The sequence below is a fragment of the Geodermatophilus sp. URMC 62 genome, assembly GCF_052931475.1.
Window position 1 is genome coordinate 4183705 of record NZ_JBRFHY010000001.1, and the last position, 22598, is coordinate 4206302.

The 22598-nt window shown below is 76.5% G+C and carries 24 protein-coding genes; 11 read left to right on the forward strand and 13 right to left on the reverse strand.

The window, feature by feature from the left end; all coding sequences use genetic code 11:
* Positions 1-51: 51 nt before the first annotated feature.
* From ACU616_RS20295 to ACU616_RS20305, 3 genes are read right to left on the reverse strand one after another with little or no spacing between them, the layout of a single operon-like run.
* Positions 52-975 (reverse strand): hypothetical protein, encoded by a 924-nt coding sequence (locus ACU616_RS20295; RefSeq protein ID WP_446760223.1) that lies wholly within the window; start codon positions 973-975, stop codon positions 52-54.
* A 28-nt stretch (positions 976-1003) separates the two neighbouring features.
* Positions 1004-1792, reverse strand: a complete 789-nt coding sequence (locus ACU616_RS20300) for an MEDS domain-containing protein (protein WP_446760224.1) — start codon at positions 1790-1792, stop codon at positions 1004-1006.
* Positions 1789-2514, reverse strand: coding sequence for an ANTAR domain-containing protein (locus ACU616_RS20305; protein WP_446760225.1), 726 nt, complete (start codon positions 2512-2514; stop codon positions 1789-1791). The genes ACU616_RS20300 and ACU616_RS20305 overlap by 4 nt, the downstream gene beginning before the upstream one ends.
* Positions 2515-2846: 332 nt before the next feature.
* On the opposite strand from ACU616_RS20305, the gene ACU616_RS20310 reads away from it, so the two are divergent.
* Entirely contained in the window at positions 2847-3701 is an 855-nt protein-coding gene (locus ACU616_RS20310; RefSeq protein ID WP_446760226.1) for an alpha/beta hydrolase, read from the forward strand.
* An 18-nt stretch (positions 3702-3719) separates the two neighbouring features.
* On the opposite strand, the gene ACU616_RS20315 is transcribed toward ACU616_RS20310, so the two are convergent.
* The 4 genes from ACU616_RS20315 to ACU616_RS20330 form a co-directional block, all read right to left on the reverse strand.
* Complete coding sequence (locus ACU616_RS20315) at positions 3720-5381, reverse strand: Na+/H+ antiporter (RefSeq protein WP_446760227.1); 1662 nt, start codon at positions 5379-5381, stop codon at positions 3720-3722.
* Positions 5382-5445: 64 nt separating this feature from the next.
* Complete coding sequence (locus ACU616_RS20320; RefSeq protein ID WP_446760228.1) at positions 5446-6435, reverse strand: LLM class flavin-dependent oxidoreductase; 990 nt, start codon at positions 6433-6435, stop codon at positions 5446-5448.
* 95 nt (positions 6436-6530) lie between these two features.
* A complete protein-coding gene (gene mftD, locus ACU616_RS20325) occupies positions 6531-7757 on the reverse strand; it encodes a pre-mycofactocin synthase MftD (RefSeq protein WP_446760229.1) in 1227 nt (408 codons plus the stop codon).
* Positions 7758-7942: 185 nt separating this feature from the next.
* Positions 7943-8086, reverse strand: a complete 144-nt coding sequence (locus tag ACU616_RS20330) for a hypothetical protein (protein ID WP_446760230.1) — start codon at positions 8084-8086, stop codon at positions 7943-7945.
* 169 nt (positions 8087-8255) lie between these two features.
* On the opposite strand from ACU616_RS20330, the gene ACU616_RS20335 reads away from it, so the two are divergent.
* The 5 genes from ACU616_RS20335 to ACU616_RS20355 all read left to right on the forward strand — a co-directional run bounded on the left by ACU616_RS20335 (position 8256) and on the right by ACU616_RS20355 (position 12719).
* The gene (locus tag ACU616_RS20335) at positions 8256-8762 is read left to right on the forward strand and encodes a winged helix-turn-helix transcriptional regulator (RefSeq protein WP_446760231.1); all 507 of its coding nucleotides are present in this window, start codon (positions 8256-8258) and stop codon (positions 8760-8762) included.
* A gap of 110 nt (positions 8763-8872) precedes the next feature.
* On the forward strand, positions 8873-9520 hold the full coding sequence (locus ACU616_RS20340; RefSeq protein ID WP_446760232.1) for a dienelactone hydrolase family protein: 648 nt from the start codon (positions 8873-8875) through the stop codon (positions 9518-9520).
* Positions 9517-10617, forward strand: coding sequence for a CaiB/BaiF CoA transferase family protein (locus tag ACU616_RS20345; RefSeq protein WP_446760233.1), 1101 nt, complete (start codon positions 9517-9519; stop codon positions 10615-10617). The genes ACU616_RS20340 and ACU616_RS20345 overlap by 4 nt, the downstream gene beginning before the upstream one ends.
* A gap of 47 nt (positions 10618-10664) precedes the next feature.
* On the forward strand, positions 10665-11432 hold the full coding sequence (locus tag ACU616_RS20350; RefSeq protein WP_446760234.1) for a crotonase/enoyl-CoA hydratase family protein: 768 nt from the start codon (positions 10665-10667) through the stop codon (positions 11430-11432).
* A 144-nt stretch (positions 11433-11576) separates the two neighbouring features.
* On the forward strand, positions 11577-12719 hold the full coding sequence (locus tag ACU616_RS20355) for a thiolase family protein (RefSeq protein WP_446760235.1): 1143 nt from the start codon (positions 11577-11579) through the stop codon (positions 12717-12719).
* 61 nt (positions 12720-12780) lie between these two features.
* Here the strand turns inward: ACU616_RS20355 and ACU616_RS20360 are convergent, their stop codons facing one another.
* Entirely contained in the window at positions 12781-13170 is a 390-nt protein-coding gene (locus ACU616_RS20360; RefSeq protein ID WP_446760236.1) for a VOC family protein, read from the reverse strand.
* Complete coding sequence (locus ACU616_RS20365; protein ID WP_446760237.1) at positions 13167-13469, reverse strand: ArsR/SmtB family transcription factor; 303 nt, start codon at positions 13467-13469, stop codon at positions 13167-13169. Before ACU616_RS20365 ends, ACU616_RS20360 begins: the two co-directional genes overlap by 4 nt.
* 104 nt (positions 13470-13573) lie before the next feature.
* Between ACU616_RS20365 and ACU616_RS20370 the strand changes: the two genes are divergently transcribed.
* Together ACU616_RS20370 and ACU616_RS20375 are read left to right on the forward strand one after the other, a co-directional pair.
* Positions 13574-14419 carry an acyl-CoA thioesterase gene (locus ACU616_RS20370; protein ID WP_446760238.1) on the forward strand — a complete coding sequence of 282 codons (846 nt, stop codon included), beginning with the start codon at positions 13574-13576 and terminating at the stop codon, positions 14417-14419.
* 230 nt (positions 14420-14649) lie between these two features.
* Positions 14650-15249 carry a YceI family protein gene (locus ACU616_RS20375; protein ID WP_446760239.1) on the forward strand — a complete coding sequence of 200 codons (600 nt, stop codon included), beginning with the start codon at positions 14650-14652 and terminating at the stop codon, positions 15247-15249.
* 171 nt (positions 15250-15420) lie between these two features.
* Here ACU616_RS20375 and ACU616_RS20380 read toward each other — a convergent pair whose 3' ends face one another.
* Genes ACU616_RS20380 through ACU616_RS20390 form a run of 3 tightly spaced genes read right to left on the reverse strand, consistent with a single transcriptional unit; the run spans position 15421 to position 18728 of the window.
* Positions 15421-17205 (reverse strand): thiamine pyrophosphate-requiring protein, encoded by a 1785-nt coding sequence (locus ACU616_RS20380; RefSeq protein ID WP_446760240.1) that lies wholly within the window; start codon positions 17203-17205, stop codon positions 15421-15423.
* A gap of 36 nt (positions 17206-17241) precedes the next feature.
* Positions 17242-17790: a dihydrofolate reductase family protein gene (locus ACU616_RS20385; protein ID WP_446760241.1), complete on the reverse strand. Its 549-nt coding sequence runs from the start codon at positions 17788-17790 to the stop codon at positions 17242-17244.
* A complete protein-coding gene (locus ACU616_RS20390) occupies positions 17787-18728 on the reverse strand; it encodes a helix-turn-helix domain-containing protein (RefSeq protein WP_446760242.1) in 942 nt (313 codons plus the stop codon). The genes ACU616_RS20385 and ACU616_RS20390 overlap by 4 nt, the downstream gene beginning before the upstream one ends.
* A 181-nt stretch (positions 18729-18909) precedes the next feature.
* Between ACU616_RS20390 and ACU616_RS20395 the strand changes: the two genes are divergently transcribed.
* On the forward strand, positions 18910-20472 hold the full coding sequence (locus ACU616_RS20395) for an MFS transporter (RefSeq protein ID WP_446760243.1): 1563 nt from the start codon (positions 18910-18912) through the stop codon (positions 20470-20472).
* A gap of 36 nt (positions 20473-20508) precedes the next feature.
* Positions 20509-21378 carry an NAD(P)-dependent oxidoreductase gene (locus ACU616_RS20400; RefSeq protein WP_446760244.1) on the forward strand — a complete coding sequence of 290 codons (870 nt, stop codon included), beginning with the start codon at positions 20509-20511 and terminating at the stop codon, positions 21376-21378.
* Here the strand turns inward: ACU616_RS20400 and ACU616_RS20405 are convergent.
* Positions 21359-22015 (reverse strand): endonuclease V, encoded by a 657-nt coding sequence (locus ACU616_RS20405; protein ID WP_446760245.1) that lies wholly within the window; start codon positions 22013-22015, stop codon positions 21359-21361. The genes ACU616_RS20400 and ACU616_RS20405 overlap by 20 nt on opposite strands.
* A 128-nt stretch (positions 22016-22143) precedes the next feature.
* On the opposite strand from ACU616_RS20405, the gene ACU616_RS20410 reads away from it, so the two are divergent.
* Positions 22144-22557 carry a TIGR03618 family F420-dependent PPOX class oxidoreductase gene (locus tag ACU616_RS20410; RefSeq protein WP_446760246.1) on the forward strand — a complete coding sequence of 138 codons (414 nt, stop codon included), beginning with the start codon at positions 22144-22146 and terminating at the stop codon, positions 22555-22557.
* Positions 22558-22598: the final 41 nt, after the last annotated feature.

Consider the following 22598-nt stretch of genomic DNA (forward strand, 5'->3'; position numbering starts at 1 on the left):
CGGGGGTGCGCGGGCCCGCGCGCCGTTGCCGAGCCGTGACCCCGTCCGACCTCAGGCGCGGTCGGGCGGCTGTGCGGACACCAGGAACCGGGCGCCGTCGGCCTCGGGCAGCACCGCCAGCGTCACCGCGGGGGAGACCTTCTCCGCCAGCCAGAGCATCAGCAGCCGCCGGTCCGACGGCACGGTCGAGGGTGTGAGCGTCTCGCACCGCGTGCGGGTGACCACCTCGCCGGTCACCGTCGTCCCCGACGCGGCGTCCCCGGCCACGGTGAGGCGGACGCGGATGGCCGCCGGGTCGCCGTCCAGCGCGGCGGCGACGGTGACGGCCTCGTGGAGCACGAGGACCAGCTCCTCGCGCCGTCCCTCGGGCATCCCGGCCGCGGCCAGCCGCCCGTGCCACCACCGGCGGTTGGCGGCCGCCGCCCGCGGGTCGAGGACCGCTTCGGTCACCGGGCCGCTCCGGGCCCGCAGGACGGTCGGTGGGCGGAGGTCGGGGTTGGGCAGGTCCAGGCCGTCGAACCACAGCACCGGGTGGGCGCCGCGCGCCATGGCCACGCCGTCCGGGGGCCCGTAGGTGGTGTCGACCAGGCAGGTCACCGTGAGGGGCCGGGCGGCGACCGCGTCCGTGGTGTCCTGCTCCGCGCAGCGCCACCGCTCGACGTCGGGGTCGAGCGCGACCGGCCGCTGGCACAGGACGGTGACCAGCCCGCCGTGCCCGGGGCCCAGGTGCCGGGCCCAGTCCTCGGCCAGGAGAGGGAGCGGGACGTCGACCAGGATCCGCGGGGGCGCGAAGGTCACCGGCGCGTCGGGCACCCGCTCGACGAGGACCTGCCGGACGACGTCGTCGACGTAGGCCACCACCGGCGAACCGGCGACCATCGCCCGCCGGGTCAGCTCCGCCGCGATCTCCCCGGCCTGCTCCGGGCCGTCGTGGAAGGCGCACCGGTGCACCGGCACGACGGTCGTCGCGCTCACCGGCTCGTCCCTCCACCGGGTGGCGTGGTCACCGGTTGGTCCCTCCGCCGGAGACGTCGGCCAACTGCACCGAGCGGCCGGGGTGCCGGTCGGCGAGCAGGCGGACCAGCCGCGAGGTCAGCCGCGAGGCGCCGACCAGGGTCAGCCCCGGGGGCCCGGCGGCCGCGGCGACCAGGGAGTCGGCGGCACCGACGTCGAGGAAGCGCAGGTCGACGACGTCCCAGGTGGTCGGCCGCCCGTCGTCGCGCAACGTCGCCTGGAGCACCGCGCGCAGGCCGTCGGCGTTGCCGGAGTCGAGCTCGCCGGCCAGGCGCAGCACGTCGCCGGACCAGGTCAGCCGGAACACGCCGTCGTCGAACTCCGCGGTGGCGTCGTGCTCGGAGTCGTGACAGGTCACCAGTGTCTCCCGCTGGCCGGGCAGCAGCAGGCCGCGGAAGTACGGGCAGAGCACGGTGAGGGGCGCGTCCTCGGTGAGGTCACTGACCACCGCCTCGAACGGGTTGTCGCCGGCCGCGGTCAGCGCGCCGCTGAACCGCACACCGGAGTAGCCCTCGGCGAGGGCCGCCGCGACGGCTCCGGGCAGGCGGTCGGGGTCGGGTGGCAGGACCCGCACCGCCGTCGACGCCGAGGGCTGCCAGGTCTCCGGGACGACGCCGGACCGGCGCAGCCGCGTCCACAGCCGCTGCTCGCGGGCGCCCAGGCCGGTGAGCAGCACGCACTCGCCGCGCCGGACCCCCTCCGCGACGAAGTCGCCCACCACCTGGGCGTGGGCCTCCTCGCTGTCGAGGACGACCCAGTCGTGCCGTCCCCGGCTCACCGGTCGACGTCCGCGTACCCGGCGGTCCCGGGGGCCTCCCCGGTCTCGGTGACCAGGGCGGCGACGTCGCGCACCTTGCGGTGGGTGTCCTGGGAGGCGCGGACGAGGATGCCGAAGGCGGCGTCGGACGTGATCCGGTAGCGCTCCATGAGGACCCCCTTGGCCTGACCGATCACGTCGCGGCTGGCCACCGCCGTCGTCAGGTGCTCGATGCGCTGCACGGCCCGCAGCGCGAGCGCGGCGTGCCCGGCCACCGGGGCCAGCGCCGCGGGGTCGGCCGGGGCGCCGGGGCCGGGGCCGTACACCGACAGCGCGCCGACCACCTCGCGGCCGGTGTCCAGGGGCAGGCAGGTGACCGCCCGGACCCCCGCGGCGGCGGCGTGCCCGGTGAAGCAGGGCCACCGCGGGTCGTGGGCGAGGTCGGGGCTGCCGTCCGGTGTGCCGGCCAGGGCCGCGACCAGCGGCCCCTCGCCGCTGCCGACCTGCAGGGTGTCGAGCGAGGCGGCCGCCGCGTCGCTGGCCACCGGGTCGCGCGGACGCCGGCCGGCGGCCAGCAGGGTGACCGACACGGTGGCGCCCTCCGCCAGCAGGCCGGCGGTGTCGGTCACCACGGCGCGGACGGCGGAGACGAGGTCCCCGGCGGCGTGCCACCGGGCGGCGGCGGCGGCGAGCCAGCCGGCGGGGTCCGGGCACGGGCGGGGACCGGGGACGGTCGTCGTCATCGCTGGACGCACGGCGAGACCTCCTGGCCGGGTCTGCTCCCGACGTTCGTGGCGCCGCCGGTGCGGTTACTCAGAGTCGGCGACTGCTCGGCATGGAGTGTGCCACCGGATTGGGCGACACGCCCGGGTCTCGGAGTGCGGATCCGGCGGCCCGGAGGGGTCGGGCGGGGGCGACCCGGCGTCCTCGCAGGTCGGGCCCGGACCGTCCCGTCACGGGCGCGACTGCCGGCGACGGGCGATCCCGGCCGGCGCCGTCCGGGCCGCGCCGACCTGCCCGCCGCGCGGGGTGGCATGCTGCCGCGCCGGGGCACCGGGCGAGCTGGGGAGGACGCATGACCGAGGACACCGGCCGCGCGCTCGCGCACGAGGAGGGCAGGCTGCCCTCGGGGCTGTACTGGCAGGGCTGGACGCCGCCCGCCCCGGTCGGCGTCGTCGTCCTCGTCCACGGGGCGCACGAGCACGGCGGCCGGTACGCGCACGTGGCCGAGCGGCTCGGCGCGGCCGGGTACGCGAGCTGTGCGGCCGACCACCCGGGGCACGGCCGCTCGCCCGGCCGGCGCGGCGACATCACCGGCCTGGAGGCCGCCGTCGACGGCGTGGCCACCCTCGTGCGCACCGCCGCCGGCCGGCACTCCGGGGTGCCGCTGTTCGTCTACGGGCACAGCCTCGGCGGGCTGGTCGCCCTGCAGTACCTCACCGGGACGCCGCACGAGCGAGTGGCCGGCGGCGTCGTCTCGGCCCCCGCGCTGGACACGAGCACGGCCACGCCGGTGCAGCGGGCGCTGGCGCCGCTGCTCTCGCGGCTGGCGCCGGGCCTGGGCGTGCTCACCCTCGACCCCGAGACGGTCAGCCGCGATCCCGAGGTGGTCGCCGCCTACCGCAGCGACCCGCTCAACCACACCGGGAGGATGGTCGCCCGCACCGGTACCGCGATCATGCTCGGGGCGGCCGGGATGCCGGCGCGGCTGAGGAGCCTCACCCTGCCCCTGCTCGTCCTGCACGGCGGCGCCGACCGGCTCATGCCGCCCTCGGCCAGCGAGGTGGTCCGGCAGCACGCCGCCTCGCCGGACCTCACCGTGCGGGTCTACGACGGGCTGTACCACGAGCCGCACAACGAGCCGGAGAAGGACGAGGTCCTCGCCGACGTCGTCGCCTGGCTCGACGCCCACCGCAGCCCGGCCGGCTGACCGCGGCGGCCGGCGGGCTCAGGTCGGGCGGGTGGGCAGCAGGTTCTCCTGGTGGTCGAGCTCCCGTTCGAGGGTGCGCAGGCCCTCGTCGGGCAGCCGGCCGAGGTCGCGCCAGCGCAGCAGCTCCTGGCGCTCGGCGTCGATGACGGCGCGGCGGACCCGCAGCGCCGCCTCGTACTGCGGCGACAGCGGCACCGCGCCCTCGGCGTCCTCAAGCGCCTCCAGCCGCCGGCGGTAGCGGTCCAGTCGCGTGCTCAGCGCGCCGCGGATCGCCTCGATGGCCGCGTCGTCGACGTGGTCGTGCTGCTCGGCCTGCAGTTCGTCGAGCCGGGTCAACCCCGCCTCGACGGCGGCGGCGCGCGCCTGGTTGCGCAGCCGGGCGGCGTCGGCGGCGTCGGCGCGCAGGCCCAGCCGGCGGACCAGCGGCGCGAAGGTGGCGCCCTGGCCGACCAGCGTGACCAGCACGGCGAGGAAGGCGCAGAACAGCAGCAGGTCGCGGTCGGGGAAGGGGGCACCGGCGTCAGTGACCCGCGGGATCGTGAAGACGGCGGCGAGGCTGATGACGCCGCGGGTGCCGGCCCAGCTCAGCACGGCGATCTCCCGGCCGGACAGCCGGGGCGCGGCGGGGGAGCGCCCGCCCGGCGGGATGGACTCGGCCTCGACCGGGGAGCCGCCCAGGCGCATGTGCAGCGCCTGCGGCGCGTGCTCGGTGAGCCACAGCCACAGCGGCCGGACCAGAAGCACCGCCCCGACCGTGATGACCGAGGCGACCACGACCGTCGAGGGTGCGTACTGGCCCAGGTTGCTGATCACCGCGGGCAGCTGCTGGCCGATGAGCAGGAACACCACACCTTCGAGGAGGAAGTCGACCAGCCGCCAGACCGCGTCGGTCTGCAGCCGGGTGGCCCCCGACTGCCAGTACGGCGCGTTGTGCGCGATGACCAGCCCGGCGACGACGACGGCCAGCACGCCGGACACGTCCACGGACTCGGCGAGCAGGTAGGCGATGAACGGGGTGGCCAGCGAGATCGCGTTGGACGTCAGCGGGTCGCGGCGCAGCCGGCGCAGCGGCCGGACGCCGTAGGCGACGACCAGGCCCGCCGCGACCCCGCCGGCCGCGGCCAGCACGAACTGGCCCAGCGCGCCCCAGGTGGAGAAGCCGTCCCCGGAGGCCGCGGCGACCGCGACGGTGAGCAGCGTCAGGGCGGTGGCGTCGTTGAGCAGCCCCTCGCCCTGGATGAGCGTGACGATCCGCGGGGGCAACCCGACCCGCCGGCCGACGGCGAGCGCGGCCACCGGGTCCGGGGGCGCGACCGCGGCGCCGAGCGCGATGCCGGCGGCCAGCGTGGCGCCGGGCACCCACAGCGCGAAGCCGGCGCCGATGACCAGCGCGGTGACCAGCACGAGCAGCACCGAGAGGCCGACGACGGTGCGCAGGTTGGCCCGGATGGCGATGAGCGAGGAGTCCAGTGCGGCGCTGTAGAGCAGTGGCGGGATCAGGACGGTGAGGACGACCTCGGGGTCGAGCGTGAGGTTCGGGCCGGGCAGCAGCGCGTAGACCAGCCCGGTCACGGTCAGCAGTGCGGCCGCCGGCATGCCGGTGCGGCCGGCCAGCCCGCGGGCCGCGACGATCACCGCGACCGCGGCCAGGGCGAGCAGGAGGACGGTCTCGGCGTGCACCGAGTCATCCTCCCCGACGGCCGGTCGGCCGCCGGGGAGGACCGGGCGGGCTACACGGGGCGGGCTACACGGTCAGGGACTGCACCGCTTCTGCCACCAGCGTGACCGAGCGCAGCCGCTCCTCGGTGCCCGGCGCCTGGTGGGCGACGATCAGCTCGTCGGCGTCGGCCAGCCGGGCGAAGGCGGCCAGCTGCTCGCGCACCTCGGCGGGGGTGCCGACCGCGGTGTGGGTGAGCATCCGGTCGACGTGGACGCCCGCGCCGGAGGCCAGCAGCAGCCCGGCCTCGTCGTCGGTCAGGTCGCGGCCCTGGCCGAACAGGCTCACCGCCAGGCGCTTCCGGGTCGCCTCCCGCGCCGCCTGCGCGGCCTCGGGAGTGTCGGCGGCGATGGCGTTGACCCCGGCGATCACGTAGGGGGCGTCGAGCTGCTCGGACGGGCGGAAGTCGCGGCGGTAGGCGGCCACCGCGGGCTCGAGCGCCTGCGGCGCGAAGTGCGAGGCGAAGGCGTAGGGCAGGCCGAGCGCCGCGGCGAGGCCGGCGCCGAACATCGACGAGCCGAGCACGTACAGCGGCACGTCGCTGCCCTTGCCGGGGATCGCGTCGACACCGGGCACCCGGGAGTGCCCGGTGAGGTAGCCCTGCAGCTCGAGGACGTCCTGCGGGAAGCGCTCGGCGGAGTTCGCGTCGCGGCGCAGGGCGTACATCGTGTTCTGGTCCGAGCCCGGCGCGCGGCCCAGCCCCAGGTCGATGCGGCCGGGGTACATCGCCTCCAGCGTGCCGAACTGCTCGGCGATCGTCAGCGGCGAGTGGTTGGGCAGCATCACGCCGCCGGCGCCGAGCCGGATGGTCTGCGTGTGCGCCCCGACGTGCGCGATGAGCACGCTGGTCGCCGACGAGGCGATGTGGCGCATGTTGTGGTGCTCGGCGTACCAGACCCGGCGGTAGCCGGTCTCCTCCGCGCGCTGCGCCAGGGCGACGCTGGCGGCGATGCTGCTGGCCACCGTCTCGCCGGAGGCGACGGGGGCCAGGTCGAGGACGGACAGCGGGATCTGCACGGGGTACCTCCGGGGCGGCGCACGTTCGTTGCCGGGTGCAACACGACCCGCCCCGGAGGATTCCCGGTGCGCCCTCCCCGCGGGGAGGTCCTGTCTCAGGCGGTGCGGCTGCGGCCGGTGATCGTCTCCACCGGGGCGTCGGGCTCGGCGGCACCGAGGCGCCGCTCCCAGCCGGGCGGGACGACGACGTCGTCGCGGGAGAGGTCGGCCGCCGACTCGCGCCCCGTGCCGGTCAGCGCCGAGCCCAGCCCGTCGCGCAGCAGGTCCAGGACGTTCTCCACACCCGCCTGGCCGTTGGCCGCCAGGCCCCACAGGTAGGCGCGGCCGATCATGACCGCCTTGGCGCCGAGGGCCAGGGCCTTGGCGACGTCGCTGCCGCGGCGGATGCCGCCGTCGAGCAGCACCTCGACCTGGTCGCCGACGGCCTCGGCGACGGCCGGCAGCGCGCGGATGGAGGCCGGGGTGCCGTCGAGGTTGTTGCCGCCGTGGTTGGAGACCGAGATCGCGGTGACGCCGGCGTCGACGGCCCTCCTGGCGTCGTCGACGCGCATGACGCCCTTGAGCATGAACGGCCCGTCCCACTGCGAGCGCAGCCAGGCGACGTCCTCCCAGGACGGCATCGGCGACTGCATCCACATGCCGTAGGCGCCGAAGAAGGTGGGCGGGGTCTCGCCGGGGGTGGTGACCATGTTCGGCACGGTGAGGTCGGGGATGCGGCCGGTGCGGGCGAAGTCGAGCAGCCAGCGCGGGCGGAGGAGCACCTGCGGCGCGTACTTCCGGGCGGCCTCGAAGTCGATCTTCGACGGGATGAACGGGCTGCCCCAGTCGCGCCCGTAGGCGAACGACCAGTCGAGGGTGGCGATCATGCCCACGGCACCGGCCCGCTTGGCCCGGTCCATGCGGGCGAGCATCTCCTCGCGGGTGCCCACCCAGTACATCTGGAAGAACGTCCTCGGGTTGGCCGCGACGACCTCCTCGACCGGCTTGCTGGCGAAGGAGGACAGGCCCATCGCCACCCCGCGGGCCGCGGCGGCCCGGGCGACGGCGACCTCGCCGTCGGGGTGCACGGCCTGCACGCCGGTCGGACTGATGAGGACCGGCATCGAGACGTCCTGGCCCATGACCGTGGTGGCCATGTCGCGCTTGTTCGACAACCCCGCGGTGTGCGGTGCGAAACCCAGCTCGTCGAAGGCCCGCAGGTTGTCCTCGACGGTCAGGCCCTTCTCCGACCCCGCCACCAGGGCGCCGTACACGCCCTTGGGCAGGCGCCTCTTCGCCCGCCGCTGTGCCTCGGCCACCGTCTCGAACCACGCGTTCGCCACCGTCGTCTCCGTCCCGGTCGGGTCCGCCGGGGCCCACCCGGCTGGCACTGAGTGCCACACCCTAGCGGCGCGGGTGTTGCCCGGACCACACAGGCGGACGGTCCCCCGGGGACGACGCGGCCCCGTGGTCGGGGACCGCGGGGCCACGTCTCCGGGCGCGTGCCGGCGCGCCGCCGGGCGGTTGCTCAGCGGCGCGCCGCGAGCGCCTCGATCTCGTGCGCCGACTCGAGGGTCGGGGCCGCGGCCAGGGCGCGGGCGATCTCACGGTCGTCGCGGCGGCGGGCGCGGGTGGCGCGGGCGTGGGTGAGGGCGGTGCGCAGGCGGGTCATGGCGGGTCCTCCGGGACGTCGGACGACGGCGGCGGCCGTGTCCGGCCCTCGCCGGCAGACCCCTCGGTGCGACGCCGATCTCGGCTCTCACCTGCTGGGTCTGCATCTCCAACCATCCTCTCGGCCGCCTGGTTCGTCAAGCGAACCCAGCGTGACCTACGCTGCGGCGGTGACCGCCGCCACGCCGCCTGGGGAGTACGACCGGTCCCGCTGCTCGGTCGCCGGCACCCTGGCCGTGGTGGGGGAGAAGTGGAGCCTCCTGGTGCTGCGGGAGGCGTTCCTCGGCGTGCGTCGCTTCGCCGACCTGCAGCGGGCGCTCGGCGCGCCGAGGGCGGTGCTCACCGACCGGCTCAACTCCCTGGTCGCCTCCGGCCTGCTGGTGCGGGTGCCCTACCGCGCCGAGGGCGAGCGGCAGCGGCACGAGTACCGGCTCACCGACAAGGGCCGCGACCTCCACCCCGCGCTGGTCGCGCTGATGCAGTGGGGCGACCGGTGGCTGGCCGACGACGGGGCCCCACCGCTGGAGCTGACCCACCGCGACTGCGGGGAGCCGGTGTCGCTGGCGCTGCGCTGCGCGGCCGGGCACGACCTCGCCGGCCCGCGGGAGGTCGCCGCGGTGCCGACCGCACCGGCGAGCGCACGGCCCGCTGGGACGGCCGACACACCTGCGGGTTAGCGTCGGCGGTGCCGGCTGCCGCTGCGACCCGGGAGGTCCCCCTGCCCAGCACCGTGATACCCGGCGGCGCGAGCGCGCCCGAACTCCGAGCCCACCTCGCCGTCCCGCCCGTGGGGGAGGGACCCTGGCCCGGCGTGGTCGTCGTCCACGAGGTCTTCGGCCTGACCGACGACGTCCGCCAGCACGCCGACCGGCTGGCCGCCGCCGGCTACCTCGCGCTCGCCCCGGACCTGTTCAGCGCCGGCGGGGCGGTGCGCTGCCTGCGCACGACGTTCCGGGCCCTCTCCCGCGGGGAGGGCCCGGCCTTCGGTGACCTGGAGGCGGCCCGGCGCCTGCTCGCCGGGCGCGCCGACTGCACCGGCCGGGTCGGGGTGCTCGGCTTCTGCATGGGCGGGAAGTTCGCGCTGTACGGCGCCACCCGCGGCTTCGACGTCTCGGCCCCCAACTACGGCCCGCTGCCCGCGGACCTGGAGGAGGTGCTGCGCGGCGCCTGCCCGGTGGTGGCCAGCTACGGCCGCCGCGACGTCGCGCTGAGGGGGGCGGCCGACCGGCTGGAGGCCGCCCTGACCTCCCTGGGCGTGGACCACGACGTGCGGGAGTACCCGGACGCCGGGCACTCCTTCCTCAACCGGCACAGCGCGGGGCCGTTCTCCCCGCTCGAGCGGCTCGCCGGCCTGTCCTTCCACGAACCCTCGGCCGAGGACGCCTGGGGGCGGATCCTGCGCTTCTTCGACCGGCACCTGCGGAGCGCGGCGTGAGCGGCCCGCTCGACGGGCTGCGGGTCGTCGAGCTCGGCGGCATCGGCCCCGGACCGCACGCGGCGATGGTGCTGGCCGACCTCGGTGCCGACGTCGTCCGCGTGGAGCGGCCCTCCGGGGGGCTGAGCGTGGGTTCCGGCGGCCCGGACGCGGTGATGCGCGGGCGGCGCTCCGTGGCCGCCGACGTCAAGACGCCCGGGGGGCACGACCTCGTCCTGGGCCTGGTCGAGCGGGCCGACGTGCTGGTCGACGTCTTCCGCCCCGGTGTGGCCGAGCGGCTGGGCCTCGGTCCCGACGAGTGCCTGTCCCGCAACCCCGGCCTGGTCTACGCGCGGATGACCGGGTGGGGGCAGGGCGGCCCGTGGGCCGACCGCGCCGGCCACGACGTCAACTACCTGGGCCTGACCGGCACGCTGGCCGCCCTCGGGCGCCCCGGTGAGGCGCCGCGCTTCCCGATGAACCTCGTCGCCGACTACGGCGGCGGCTCGATGCTCGTGCTCGTCGGCGTCCTCGCCGCGCTCCACGAGCGGTCGCGGTCGGGCCGCGGGCAGGTGGTGGACGCCGCCATGGTCGACGGCGTGGCGCTGATCTCCCAGCCGATGTGGTCGCTGCGCGGCCAGGGGCTGTGGTCGGACCACCCGGGCACCAACCTGCTCGACGGCGGCGCCCCCTTCTACGACGTCTACCGCTGCGCCGACGGCCGCTTCGTCGCGGTCGGGGCGCTGGAGCCGCAGTTCTACGCCGCGCTGCTCGAGGGCCTCGGGCTCGCCGACGCCGGCCTGCCCGCCCAGCACGACCGGGCCGGCTGGCCGCGCCTGCGCGCGGCCTTCACGGCGGCGTTCGCCGCCCGGCCGCGGGAGCACTGGGAGGCGGTGTTCGACGGCAGCGACGCCTGCGTGACCCCGGTGCTGGAGCCGGCGGAGGCCGCGGCGCACCCGCACCTGGCCGCCCGCGGCACGCTCGTCGAGGTCGACGGCGTGCTGCAGGCCGCGCCGGCACCCCGGTTCTCGCGAACGCCGGCCGGCCCGGCCGCGTCCGTCCCGCCCGGCCCGGCCGACGCGACGGCGGTGCTGGAGGAGTGGTCGCGCTCCCGCTGACCGGGGACGCACAGGCACCGCGGCGCCGCCGCGGAGGGGAGGCATCCGTGTCCGACGACAGCGTGCTGGTGGAGCGGCGGGGCGCCGTCCAGGTCATCACCATCAACCGGCCGCAGGCGAGGAACGCCCTCGACGCGGCGGTGGCCCGGGGGGTGGCCGACGCCGTCGACGAGCTCGACGCCGAAGGCGGGCTGCGCGCCGGCGTGCTCACCGGGGCGGGCGGCACCTTCTCCGCCGGCATGGACCTCAAGGCGTTCCTGCGCGGCGAGCGGCCCTCGGTCGAGGGTCGCGGGCTGTGCGGGATCACCCAGACCCCGCCGCGCAAGCCGCTGCTGGCCGCGGTCGAGGGCTGGGCGCTGGCCGGCGGGTTCGAGCTGGTGCTGGCCTGCGACCTCGTCGTCGCCGGGCGCTCTGCCCGCTTCGGGGTGCCCGAGGTGACCCGCTCGCTGGTGGCCGCGGCCGGCGCCGCGCTGTTCCTGCCGCGCCGGATCCCGCAGGCGGTCGCGATGGAGATGCTGCTGACCGGCCAGCCGATCGACGCCGAGCGCGCCGCCGCGGTCGGCCTGGTCAACCGGGTGGTCGACGAGGGTGGGGCGCTCGACGCCGCCGTCGAGCTGGCCGGGGTGATCGCCGCCAACGGCCCGCTGGCGGTCGCGGCCACCAAGCAGATCGCCCGGAACACCGCCGACTGGACCGCCGAGGAGGGCTGGTCGCGGCAGCAGGAGCTGATCGACCCGGTCTTCTCCTCCGAGGACGCCCGCGAGGGTGCCACCGCCTTCGCCGAGCGCCGCCCGCCGGTGTGGCGGGGCCGCTGACCCGCGTCACCCCCCAGGCCCGACCCGGTCGAGGGGCCGGCGCCACGGCGCCCCGACCGGTCCCCCCGGCCGTCGCGACCGGCGGGTTACTGTGCGGACGGGCCCGGTGTGCCGGGCGCCACAGTCGAGCGTGAGGAGCGGGACGTGCGGGACGCGGTGATCGTGGAGGCGGTGCGCACGCCGGTGGGCAAGCGCAACGGCGGGCTGTCGGGGGTGCACCCGGTCGACCTGTCGGCGCACGTGCTGACCTCGCTGGCGCAGCGGGCGGGGCTGGACCCGGCCGAGGTCGACGACGTCATCTGGGGCTGCGTGTCCCAGGTGGGTGAGCAGACCTTCGACATCGCCCGGACGGCGGTGCTGGCGGCCGGGTGGCCGGAGGCGGTGACCGGGGTGACCGTCGACCGGCAGTGCGGGTCGTCGCAGCAGTCGGTGCACTTCGCGGCGGCCGGCCTGGTCTCGGGGCAGTACGACGTCGTCGTGGCCGGCGGTGTGGAGTCGATGTCGCGGGTGCCGATGGGCACCGCCAAGGCCGGCGCCGATCCCTTCGGCGACCGGTTCCGGCAGCGCTACGGCGGCGTGCACATCAACCAGGGCGTCGGCGCCGAGATGATCGCCGAGCGGTGGGGGCTGTCGCGCCAGCAGTGCGACGAGTTCTCGGTGGCCAGCCACGAGAAGGCCGCCGCCGCGCGGGCCGAGGGCCGCTTCGACGCCCAGATCGCGCCGGTGACCACGCCCGACGGCACGGTCGTCAGCCAGGACGAGGGCATCCGCGAGTCGACCGTGGAGAAGCTCGGCACGCTCAAGACGGTGTTCAAGGAGGACGGCGTCATCCACGCCGGCAACTCCTCGCAGATCTCCGACGGGTCGGCCGGGCTGCTGATGACCACCAGCGAGAAGGCCGCCGAGCTGGGCCTGAGGCCCATCGCGCGGATGCACACGGCGGTGCTCGCCGGCGCCGACCCGGTCATCATGCTGACCGCGCCGATCCCGGCGACGCAGAAGGCGCTGCAGCGCTCGGGCCTGAGCATCGACGAGATCGGCGCGTTCGAGGTCAACGAGGCCTTCGCGCCGGTGCCGCTGGCCTGGCTGGCCGAGCTCGGCGCCGACGCCAAGGCGCTCAACCCCAACGGCGGCGCGATCGCGCTGGGCCACCCGCTGGGCGGCTCGGGTGCGCGGATCATGACCACGCTCGTGCACCACATGCGCGACAACGGCATCCGCTACGGCCTGCAGACGATGTGCGAGGGCGGCGGCCAGGCCAACGCCACCATCCTCGAGCTGCTCTGAGACCCGGTCCCAGGACTCCGCCGCACGGGGGGTCCTGGGACCGGACCGCGCAGCGGGTGCGCTACTTCAGCGTGGCGAGCTGGATCAGGTTGCCGCAGGTGTCGTCGAGGACGGCGGTGACCACCGGCCCCAGGTCGGTGGCGTCCTGGGTGAACTCCACGCCCAGCCCCTTGAGCCGCTCGACCTCGGCGTACACGTCGGCGACGGCGAACTGGGTGAACGGGATGCCGTCGGCGACCAGGGCCTCCTTGAACGGGCCCGCCGCCGGGTGGCCGTCGGGCTCCAGCAGGAGCTCGACGCCGTCGGGGTCGGCGGGGGAGACCACGGTGAGCCAGCGGTACTCGCCGGCCGGCACGTCGGTCTTCTTGGTGAACCCCAGCTTGTCGGTGTAGAAGGCGAGCGCCTTGGCCTGGTCGTCGACGAACACACTGGTCACGGTGATGCGGATCACGGGTTCGGTCCCTCTCGGTCGATCGGCCACCGCTCGACGATCGAGCGCAGCGGGCTCGTGTCGAGGTGGTGGAACTTGTACCGGCCCTGCCGCCGGGTGTGCACCAGGCCGGCCTGTTCGAGCACCGCGAGGTGCTGGGAGACGGCCTGGCGCGAGGAGGCCAGGCCGTGCTTCACCGTCAGCCGGCCGCAGATCTCGAACAGCGTCTGACCGTCCCTCTCGGTCAGCTCGTCGAGGATGGTGCGCCGCGTCGCGTCGCCGATGGCCCGGTACAGGTCGGCGTCCGCGTCCACGGGCACAGTCATAGGCAAGTCGTCGCTTGCCTGTCAAGGGGGTGCCGCACGGCCGCCGCTGCCGGGGCCGCCCGCCGGGGCGGTCGCCGGCCCCGTTACGTTCGCCGGTCGTGAGCGCGACAGCAGGGGAGACACCAGGGGACACGGCAGGGGACGGCACGCGGCAGCCGACGGTGACCGACGTCCTCACGCTCGAGGAGATCGACCGCGACCTCTACCGCAGCACCCTGCTGTTCACCGACCCGTTCCCGCTCTACGGCGGCCAGGTCGCCGCGCAGGCGCTGCTGGCCGCCGGTCGCACCGTGGCCCCCGACCGGCTGCCGCACTCGCTGCACGGCTACTTCCTGCGCAGCGGGGACGCCGCCCGGCCCACCGTCTTCCACGTCGACCGCGACCGCGACGGCGGCTCCTTCTCCGCCCGCCGGGTGGTGGCGGTGCAGGGCGGGGAGGTGGTGCTGTCGATGTCGGCGTCCTTCCAGGCGCCCGGCGCGGGGCCCGACGTCCAGGTGGCCGACGCGCCCGCGGTGCAGGCGCCGGAGGACTGCCCGCCGCTGACGCTGCCGCGGCTGTTCTCCGTGGAGAGCCGCCGGCCGGCCCAGCCGTACGCGACGGCCGCGATGCCGACCCGGTTCTGGGCGCGGACGACGGTGCCGCTGCCCGACGACCCGCTGCTGCACGCCTGCGCGCTGACCTACCTCTCCGACATCGGCACCGGGCTGTCGGCGCTGCCGGAGGACGAGGCGGCCCCCGGGCCGACGCTGGACCACGCGCTGTGGTTCCACCGGCCCGCCCGGCTCGACGAGTGGGTGCTCGTGGACCTCGTGCCGGCCACGGTCTCGGGCGGGCGCGGCTGGTACACCGGGTCCCTCACCACCCGCTACGGCGTCCTGGCCGCGAGCCTCACCCAGGAGACGCTGTTCCGGCCCGGCCGCAACCCCTTCCGCCCCGGGCGCTGACCGGCCGGTGCCGCGTGCGCGCCCTCCCCTAGAGTGTGGCCACGCTCACAGGTGGGCCGGCACGCCAGGACTCTCCGTCACGCCGCCGGAGGGGAGGAGGCGCCGCCAGGGCGTGCTCCGGGCCGCCGGTCGGGCCCGTCAGGTGCCCCGGCGGGAACCGGGGAACCCGGGCGGAGCCCCGGCCGGAGGATCGACCAGGATGGGGGACCGGCGAGGGGGAGGACGGACACGTGGCCAAGCACCGGGCGCCTGAGGGCGGTCCCACGGACTTCGACGCGGCGACGACCGCGCTGGTCGACGTCACCGGCGACTACACCATCGACGTGGCGCACACGCGGATCGGCATCCGGGCGCGGCACGCCATGGTGACGACGGTGCGCGGCGCGTTCACCGACTTCGCCGGCGAGGCGCACCTGGACGTGCTGCACCCCGAGGCCAGCCGGGTCACCATCCGCATCCGGACGGCGAGCATCGACACCGGTCAGGCCGACCGCGACGCGCACCTGCGCTCGCCGGACTTCCTCGACGTCGAGCGCTACCCCGAGATCGTGTTCCGCTCCACCGACGTCGAGCAGGTCGAGGACGACACCTACGAGGTGTCCGGCGACCTCACCATCCGCGACATGACGCGGCCGGTGATGGTGGAGTTCACCCTCACCGGCTCGGCGAAGGACCCCTTCGGCAACACCCGCGTCGGCTTCGAGGGAGCGCTGGCCATCAAGCGCAGCGACTGGGGCCTGACCTGGAACACCCCGCTGGACACCGGCGGCGTGCTGGTCAGCGACCGCATCCAGGTGGAGTTCGACGTCTCAGTGATCCGCAGCGCCTGACCGGCCGCGCCGGCACCGTCCCGTGTCGCCGTGTCCCCGTGGCGACGTGTCCCCGTGGCGACGTGTCCCCGTGTCGCCGTGTCCCCGAGCCGAGGTGTCTCCGTGTCGACCTGTCGCCGCGTCGACGTGTCGGCGTCCCGGGCGCGCGACGAGGTGGGGCGGTGGTGAGCGTCAGGAGCGGCGGCGCTCCTGGTCGGCGTAGGTCTCCAGCAGCTGCCGCGCGCCGGCGCCGGCGGGACCTTCCTGCTCCAGCGCCGCGGTGAACGACGGCAGCGCGGCCTCGCCGGCCGGGAACGGCGGCAGCAGCGGGACGTCGGCGTCGGTGAGCACCTCGAGCACGACCGGCCGGTCGGCCGCCAGCGCACGGTCCCACGCGCCGCCGAGCTCGCCGGGGTCGGTCACCCGGATCCCGGTCAGTCCCAGCAGCTCGGCGTACCCGGCGAAGGGGAACTCCGGCAGTGACTGGCTCTCGTCGAAGCGCGGGTCGCCCTCCGTCTCCCGCTGCTCCCAGGTCACCTCGGCCAGGTCGCGGTTGACCAGCACGCAGACGACGAACCGCGGGTCGGCCCACGACCGCCAGCGGTGCGCCACGGTCACCAGCTCCGCGTTGCCCAGCATCTGCATGGCGCCGTCGCCGGACAGCGCCACCACCGGCCGGTCGGGTGCGGCCAGCTTGGCCGCCAGCCCGTAGGGCACGGAGCAGCCCATCGAGGCCAGCGTGCTCGACAGGTGCGCCGGCACCCCGGGCGGCAGCCGCAGCTGGCGGGCGTACCAGTAGGTGACCGACCCGACGTCGACGGCGACCTGCGCGTCGGCCGGCAGCCGCGGGGTCAGCTCGGCGACGACGCGCTCGGGGTTCACCGGGTCGGCCGGCGTCGCCGCGCGCTCGGCGGCCAGCTCGTGCCACGACCGGACGGCGTCCTCGACCTCCCCCCGCCACGCCCCGTCGGCCGGCGGGGACAGCAGCGGCAGCAGCGCGCGCAGCGTCTCGGCGGCGTCGCCGTGCAGCGCCACCTCCACCGGGTAGCGGTCGCCGAGGTGGCGGCCGTCGAGGTCGACCTGCACCGCCCGCGCCTGGCCGGGCGGCGGGTAGAACTCCGTCCACGGGTCGTTGGTGCCGACCAGCAGCAGCGTGTCGCAGCCGCCGAGCACGGTGGCGCTCGCCGTCGTCCCGAGGTGCCCCATGACGCCGGCGGCGAGCGGGTGGCCCTCGTCGGCCCACGGCTTGCCCAGCAGGCTGGTGGCGATCCCGGCCCCGAGCCGCTCGGCGACGGCGACCACCTCGCCCCAGGCGTGCCGGGCGCCCTGCCCGACCAGCAGCGCCGGACGCCGCCCCGACGACAGCACCGCCGCTGCCGCGCGCAGGTCCTCCTCGTGCGGCAGCACCCGCGCCGGGCGCCACGTCGGCGCGGTGACGACGACGCCGTGCTCCTGTCCCGGCTCCGGCGCCGGCGCCTGCTGGACGTCGTGCGGCAGGACGACGACGGCGGGTGACCGGGTGGCCAGGGCGGCCCGGAACGCCCGGTCGAGCACCATCGGCAGCTGCTCGGGGGAGCTCACGGTCGCGGCGAACTGGGCGGCGACGTCCTTCACCAGGGTCTGCAGGTCGATCTCCTGCTGGTACTGCGAGCCGAGCACCGAGCGCTCCTGCTGTCCCATGAGCGCGACCACCGGGACGCCGTCGAGCTTGGCGTCGTAGAGCCCGGTGAGCAGGTGCACCGCGCCCGGTCCCTGGGTGGAGGTGACGACGCCGACCCCGCCGGTGTACTTGGCGTGCCCGACGGCCATGAACGCCGCGGCCTCCTCGTGGCGGGCCTGCACGAACTCCGGCTCCCCGGCCCGGCGCAGCGCGCCCATCAGCGCGTTGATGCCGTCGCCGGAGTAGCCGAACACGCGGGGCACGCCCCACGCCCGCAGCCGCTCCACCACGAGGTCCGCCGTCACCCGCTCGCCCATGCGCGGGCCGGTACCCGCCCGGGCGGACGCGACCCGTCAGCCGGGCCGGACGACGTCGTAGCGCACGCAGGCGAACTCGCCGTTCTGCGCGACCTCGCGGGTGCGCAGCTCCACCCGCGCCGGCAGCAGCGGCGCCCCGCCGCCGAGCGTGACCGGCGCGATGGAGACGACGACCTCGTCGAGCAGGCCGGCCTCGGCGAACTGCGCGGCCACGGGACCACCGCCGACCACCCACACGTCGAGGTCGCCGGCCGCCGCCACCAGCTCGCCGTGCACGGCCAGCAGCTCCTCGCGGGTGTCCGCGGCGGTGAAGCGGATGTCGGCGTCGGGGAAGGAGGTCAGCTGCCGGTGGGTGAGCACCCAGGCGGGGCGGGAGCGGTCCCAGGCGTCGGGCCCGCCGTTGTCCTGGACCCAGCGGTAGGTGGTGGCGCCCATGACCACCGCCCCGACACCCTTGACGAAGGGCTCGAAGCCCATGGCGCCCTCCTGGTCGCTCTGCCGCGACAGCAGCCAGGACAGCGAGTCGTCGCGGTCGGCGACGAAGCCGTCGAGCGAGGTGGCGGTGTAGTACACGGTGCGGGTCATCGGTCCCTCCGGGAGTACCACTCGATGGGGTCGCCGGCGTCGACGGCGACGCCGGCCTCGCGCAGCCAGTGCCGCGCCAGCAGGCGGCGGTGCGCGGAGAAGGTGAGGACGTGCGCGACGACGCTGGCGAGCACGAAGCTCTCCGGCGGCTCGCACAGCGCGTCGACCAGCCGGTCGTTCCAGGCGCCGCGCCGGGCGATGCCGCGCACCGCCGCCAGCCACCGCGGGGCGACGGCGTCGTGCCGGTCGACGAGCGCGGCGGGGTCGTCGGGGCCGTGGGCGGGGGTGTCGGCGCCCTCGATGGAGGCCACCCACACCTCGAGGGTCCAGACCAGGTGGTCGAGCACGGCGGCCAGCGACACCTCGGGGCCGTCCCAGGACAGCACGGTCAGGTCGGGTGAGCGCACCCGCCGGTACTCGGCCGCGGGCAGCCCCTTGGCCAGCTCGAGCAGGGTCCGGGTGTCCTCGACGCCGTGGTGCACCAGCAGCGCGGTCACCTCGTCGCCGCCGCGCCGCACCGGCTCGTCGCTGACCCACAAGGACGACGGCGGGTGGAAGTGGATGCCGTTGGGCGCGGGCAGCCAGTGCTCGTCGCGGGTGTGCGGCCGGCCGGCGTCGTCGGTCCCGAGGCTGCCGGGGGTGCGGCCGTAGGCGCGCGCGAAGGCCCGGCTGAAGCCCTCGACGGACTCGTAGCCGGCGGCGAAGGCGGCCTCGGTGACGCTCGCGCCCTGCCGCAGCTGCCAGGCCGCCCGCTCGAGGACGACGCGTCGGCGCAGCGCCACGGGGGCCTCGCCGGCGCCGCCCGACACCTGCCGGCTGAAGTGGAACGGCGAGGCGAACGCGTCGCCGGCCATGTCGGCCAGCGACCGGTTGTCCTCGTCGAGGACGGCGTCGAGCAGCTCGCGCAGCCGGTCGCGGCCGGGGAGGGGAGCGGTCACCGCGCCAGTCTGGCGAGCCGGCGGCTCCCGGCGCCCGACCGTTCTTGCGGTCCCGGCGGGTGTCGGCGCGACGCCACCGGGTAGGCCGGAGGGTGCGGCCGTCGGGGACGGCGGCCTCCCTCCGAGACCGGCGCGCACGGCCCGCCGCGCCTCGCCCGCCTGCTCCCCGGAGGACCCCCCCGTGCCACCCCGCGCCGCGGCCGACGCCGCACCCCGGACCGCGACCGGAGAGCCGGAGGCGTACCGGCCCGACCCCAAGCGGTGGCAGGCGCTGTCGGTCACGCTCGTCGTCGGCTTCATGACCCTGCTCGACGTCAGCATCGTGTCGGTGGCCCTGCCCTCGCTGCAGTCCGACCTCGGCGCGGCGCCGTCGACCGTGCAGTGGGTCGTGTCCGGGTACGCGCTCACCTTCGGGCTGATGCTGGTGCCCGCCGGCCGGCTCGGCGACGCCTTCGGCCGGCGGCGGCTGTTCCTCGTCGGCCTGGCCGGGTTCGTCCTCTGCAGCGCAGCGGCCGGCGCGGCGCCGTCGGCCGGCTGGCTGATCGTCGCCCGCCTCGCGCAGGGGCTGGCCGCCGGGTGCCTGGCACCGCAGAACTCCGCGCTCATCCAGCAGCTGTTCCGGGGTGCCGAGCGCGGGCGCGCGTTCGGCCTCTTCGGCGCCACGGTCGGGATCTCCACCGCCGTCGGACCGGTCGCCGGCGGGGCCATCCTGGGCCTGGCGTCGGGCCCGGACGGCTGGCGCTGGCTGTTCTACGTCAACGTGCCGATCGGCGTCGTCGCGTTCCTGCTCGCGCGGCGCCTGCTGCCCCGTGGCGGCTCCGGCGGCCGGGGGCGGATCGACGTCGTCGGGGTCCTGCTGCTCGGCGCCGGCGCGCTGGCGGTGCTGTACCCGCTCGTGCAGGCGGAGTCCGGCGGCCTGTCGCAGCTGTGGTGGCTGTTCGGCGTGGGTGCCGTGCTGCTGGGCGTCTTCTTCGGCTGGGAGCGGCGGGTCGTGGCCCGCGACGGGCAGCCGGTGTTCGACCCGCGGCTGGTCACCCAGACCCGCGGCTACGGCATCGGCGCGGCGCTGGGCACCGTCTACTTCGTCGGCTTCAGCGGTATCTGGCTGGTGTTCGCGCTGTTCTTCCAGACCGGCCTGGGCTACACCCCGCTGCAGTCGGGCCTGGCGGTGACGCCGTTCGCGCTCGGCTCGGCGACCGCGGCCGTCGTCGCCGGGCGGCTGGTCGAGCGGTACGGACGGCGGCTGACCGTCCTCGGCCTGACCGGCGTCGTCCTCGGGCTCGCCGCGACCGCCGTCGTGCTGCTGCTGGTGCCGCCCTCGTCGGCCGGCTGGGCGATCGCGCCGTCGCTGCTGCTCGGCGGCATCGGCGGCGGCTTCGTCATCTCGCCCAACATCACGATGACCTTGCGCGAGGTGCCGGTGGCGATGGCCGGGTCGGCCGGCGGCGGCCTGCAGACCGCCCAGCGCTTCGGCGCCTCGGTGGGCACCGCCGCCCTGCCCGGCCTCTTCTACCTGGTGCTGGCCGCGACCGGCGAGGACTACCCGGTGGCCGCCGCGGCGGGCCTGTCGGTCTCGGTGCTCGGTGCGCTGGCGGCGCTGGTGCTGGCCGTCGTCGACCTGCGGCGCGAGCGGCGCCGGGACCGGGAGCCGCCGCCGGAGGCGGCGGCGGACGGCGCCCCGGTGCCCGACGAGCGGCACGGCCCCGACGGCGTGCACAGCCACAGCCACGCCTGGCACGGCTGACCTGCGGGGACCGGGCCGACCGCGCAGGATCGGGGGATGGCGCACGTGACGGTGGCGGTGCTCGGCGCGGGGACGATGGGCGCGGGGATGGTGACCTCGCTGCGGCGGGCCGGCCTGCCCGTGCGGGTGTGGAACCGCGACCCCGCCAAGGCGCAGGCGCTCACGGGGACCGGCGCGCAGGCCGCCGCGACACCGGCCGAGGCGGCCGACGGCGCCGACGTCGTCCTCACCATGCTGCTCGACGCCGACGCGGTGGTCGACGTCGTCACGCAGGCGTCCCCGGCGGCGGGGACGACGTGGCTGCAGTGCTCGACGGTGGGCGTGGAGGGCGCCGACCGCACCGTGGCGACCGCCCGCGACCTCGACCTGGTCCTCGTCGACTGCCCCGTTCTCGGCACCAAGGAGCCGGCCGCCAACGGCGCGCTGACCCTGCTCGCCTCCGGCCCGGAGGAGGCCCGGGAACGGCTGGCGCCGGTGTTCGACGCGCTGGGCTCGAAGACGGTGTGGCTGGGCGAGGCCGGCGCCGGCAGCCGGCTGAAGATGGCCTGCAACTCGTGGCTGTTCATGCTCACCACCGGCACCGCGCAGGCCGTCGCGCTGACCCGCGGCCTGGGGCTGGACCCGCAGCGCTTCCTCGACGCCATCGCGGGCGGCCCGGTCGACTCGCCCTACGCCCACGTCAAGGGCGGGCTGATGATCGCCGGTGACTACCCGCCCAGCTTCGCGCTCGGCGGCGCGGCCAAGGACGCCCGGCTCATCCGCGCGGCGCTGCAGGGCGCCGGCGTCTCCGACCGGCTCACGGCCGCGGTCCTGGCGACGATGGAGGCCGCCGCCGAGCGGGTGGGCGACCCCGCCGCGGTCGACATGGCCGCCGTCCTCGAGGGCCTCACCGGCTCCGGCGACTGAGGGCGCGGGCCCGGCGGCGGGCCTCGCGCAGCGGCTCCGGCGTCCGGACGCCGGTGGTCGTGGCCAGGACGACGGCGGCCGCCGTCGCGGCGTCGGTGCGCCACCCGGCCGAGGCCACCACCGGCCGGACGCCGGGCACGACGCGCACCGCCCGCGCCACCTCCGCGCCGTCGAGCAGCAGCGGCGCGGTGTCGCCGCGGGCCGGCCCGGGCTCCCCGCCCGTCGCGGCCAGCGGGCAGTCGGTGACCCCGACGCTCGGCAGGTCGAGCGCGGCGCCCAGGTGCAGCGCCAGGCCGGCCCGGCGCGGGTGGTCGCGGCCGGCGGCGGCCAGCAGCAGGACGTCGGGTCGGCGGCCGAGCGCCCCGGCCAGCAGCGGCCCCTCCCGCAGCGCGAGCAGCCCCGGCTCGTAGTCTCCCCCGGCGTTCCCGGGCACGACGGCGGCGGCGAGGACGTCGTCCCCGCGGACGAGCACGGCCGCGGCCACCAGCCGCCCGTCCGGCCCCGGGACGGCGGCGGCCGCGGCGAGGAGCAGCGGGCCGCCGCGCGGGCGCCAGGGCGGCGGCTCCCGTGCGGCCAGCCGGTCCTGCACGGCGCGCAGGGCCGCGGCGTCGGCCGGCCAGCCCGGAGGGGTCCCCACGGAGCCACCCTGCCCGTCGGGGTCCCGGCCGTCCGACACGTCGGGTCGCGCCACCGGGACGTCCGGACCCGACCGGGCCGGACGGCGGGGGAACGCGTGCCCGGCGTCGCGGCGGGTACGCGCGGACCGTGGCGAACTCCCAGGACGGTCCCGAACTGCACCCGGTCACCCGCGAGCTCGCGGAGGGCCCCAACTACGCGGCGATCAGCACCCTGCTGCCGAGCGGGCGCATCCAGACGCAGTACATCTGGGTGGGCACCGACGGGCAGCGGCTCTACGTCAACACCGAGACCGGGCGGCGCAAGTTCGAGAACCTCAAGCGCGACGCCCGGGTGACCCTGGCCATCCGGGACGAGAGCAACCCCTACCGCTTCGCCGAGGTGCGCGGCCGGGTGGCCGAGACCTCGACCGGCCCCGAGGCCCGCGCGCAGATCGACGAGCTGTCGCAGAAGTACGGCGGCCGGCCCTACCCGGAGGAGGCCATCACCACCGAGCGGGTGACCATCTGGATCGAGCCCGAGCGGCAGGTGGTCTCGGGCTAGCCGCCGGCGGAGTCCACGGGGCGCGGCCCTCGGCGTCCCCG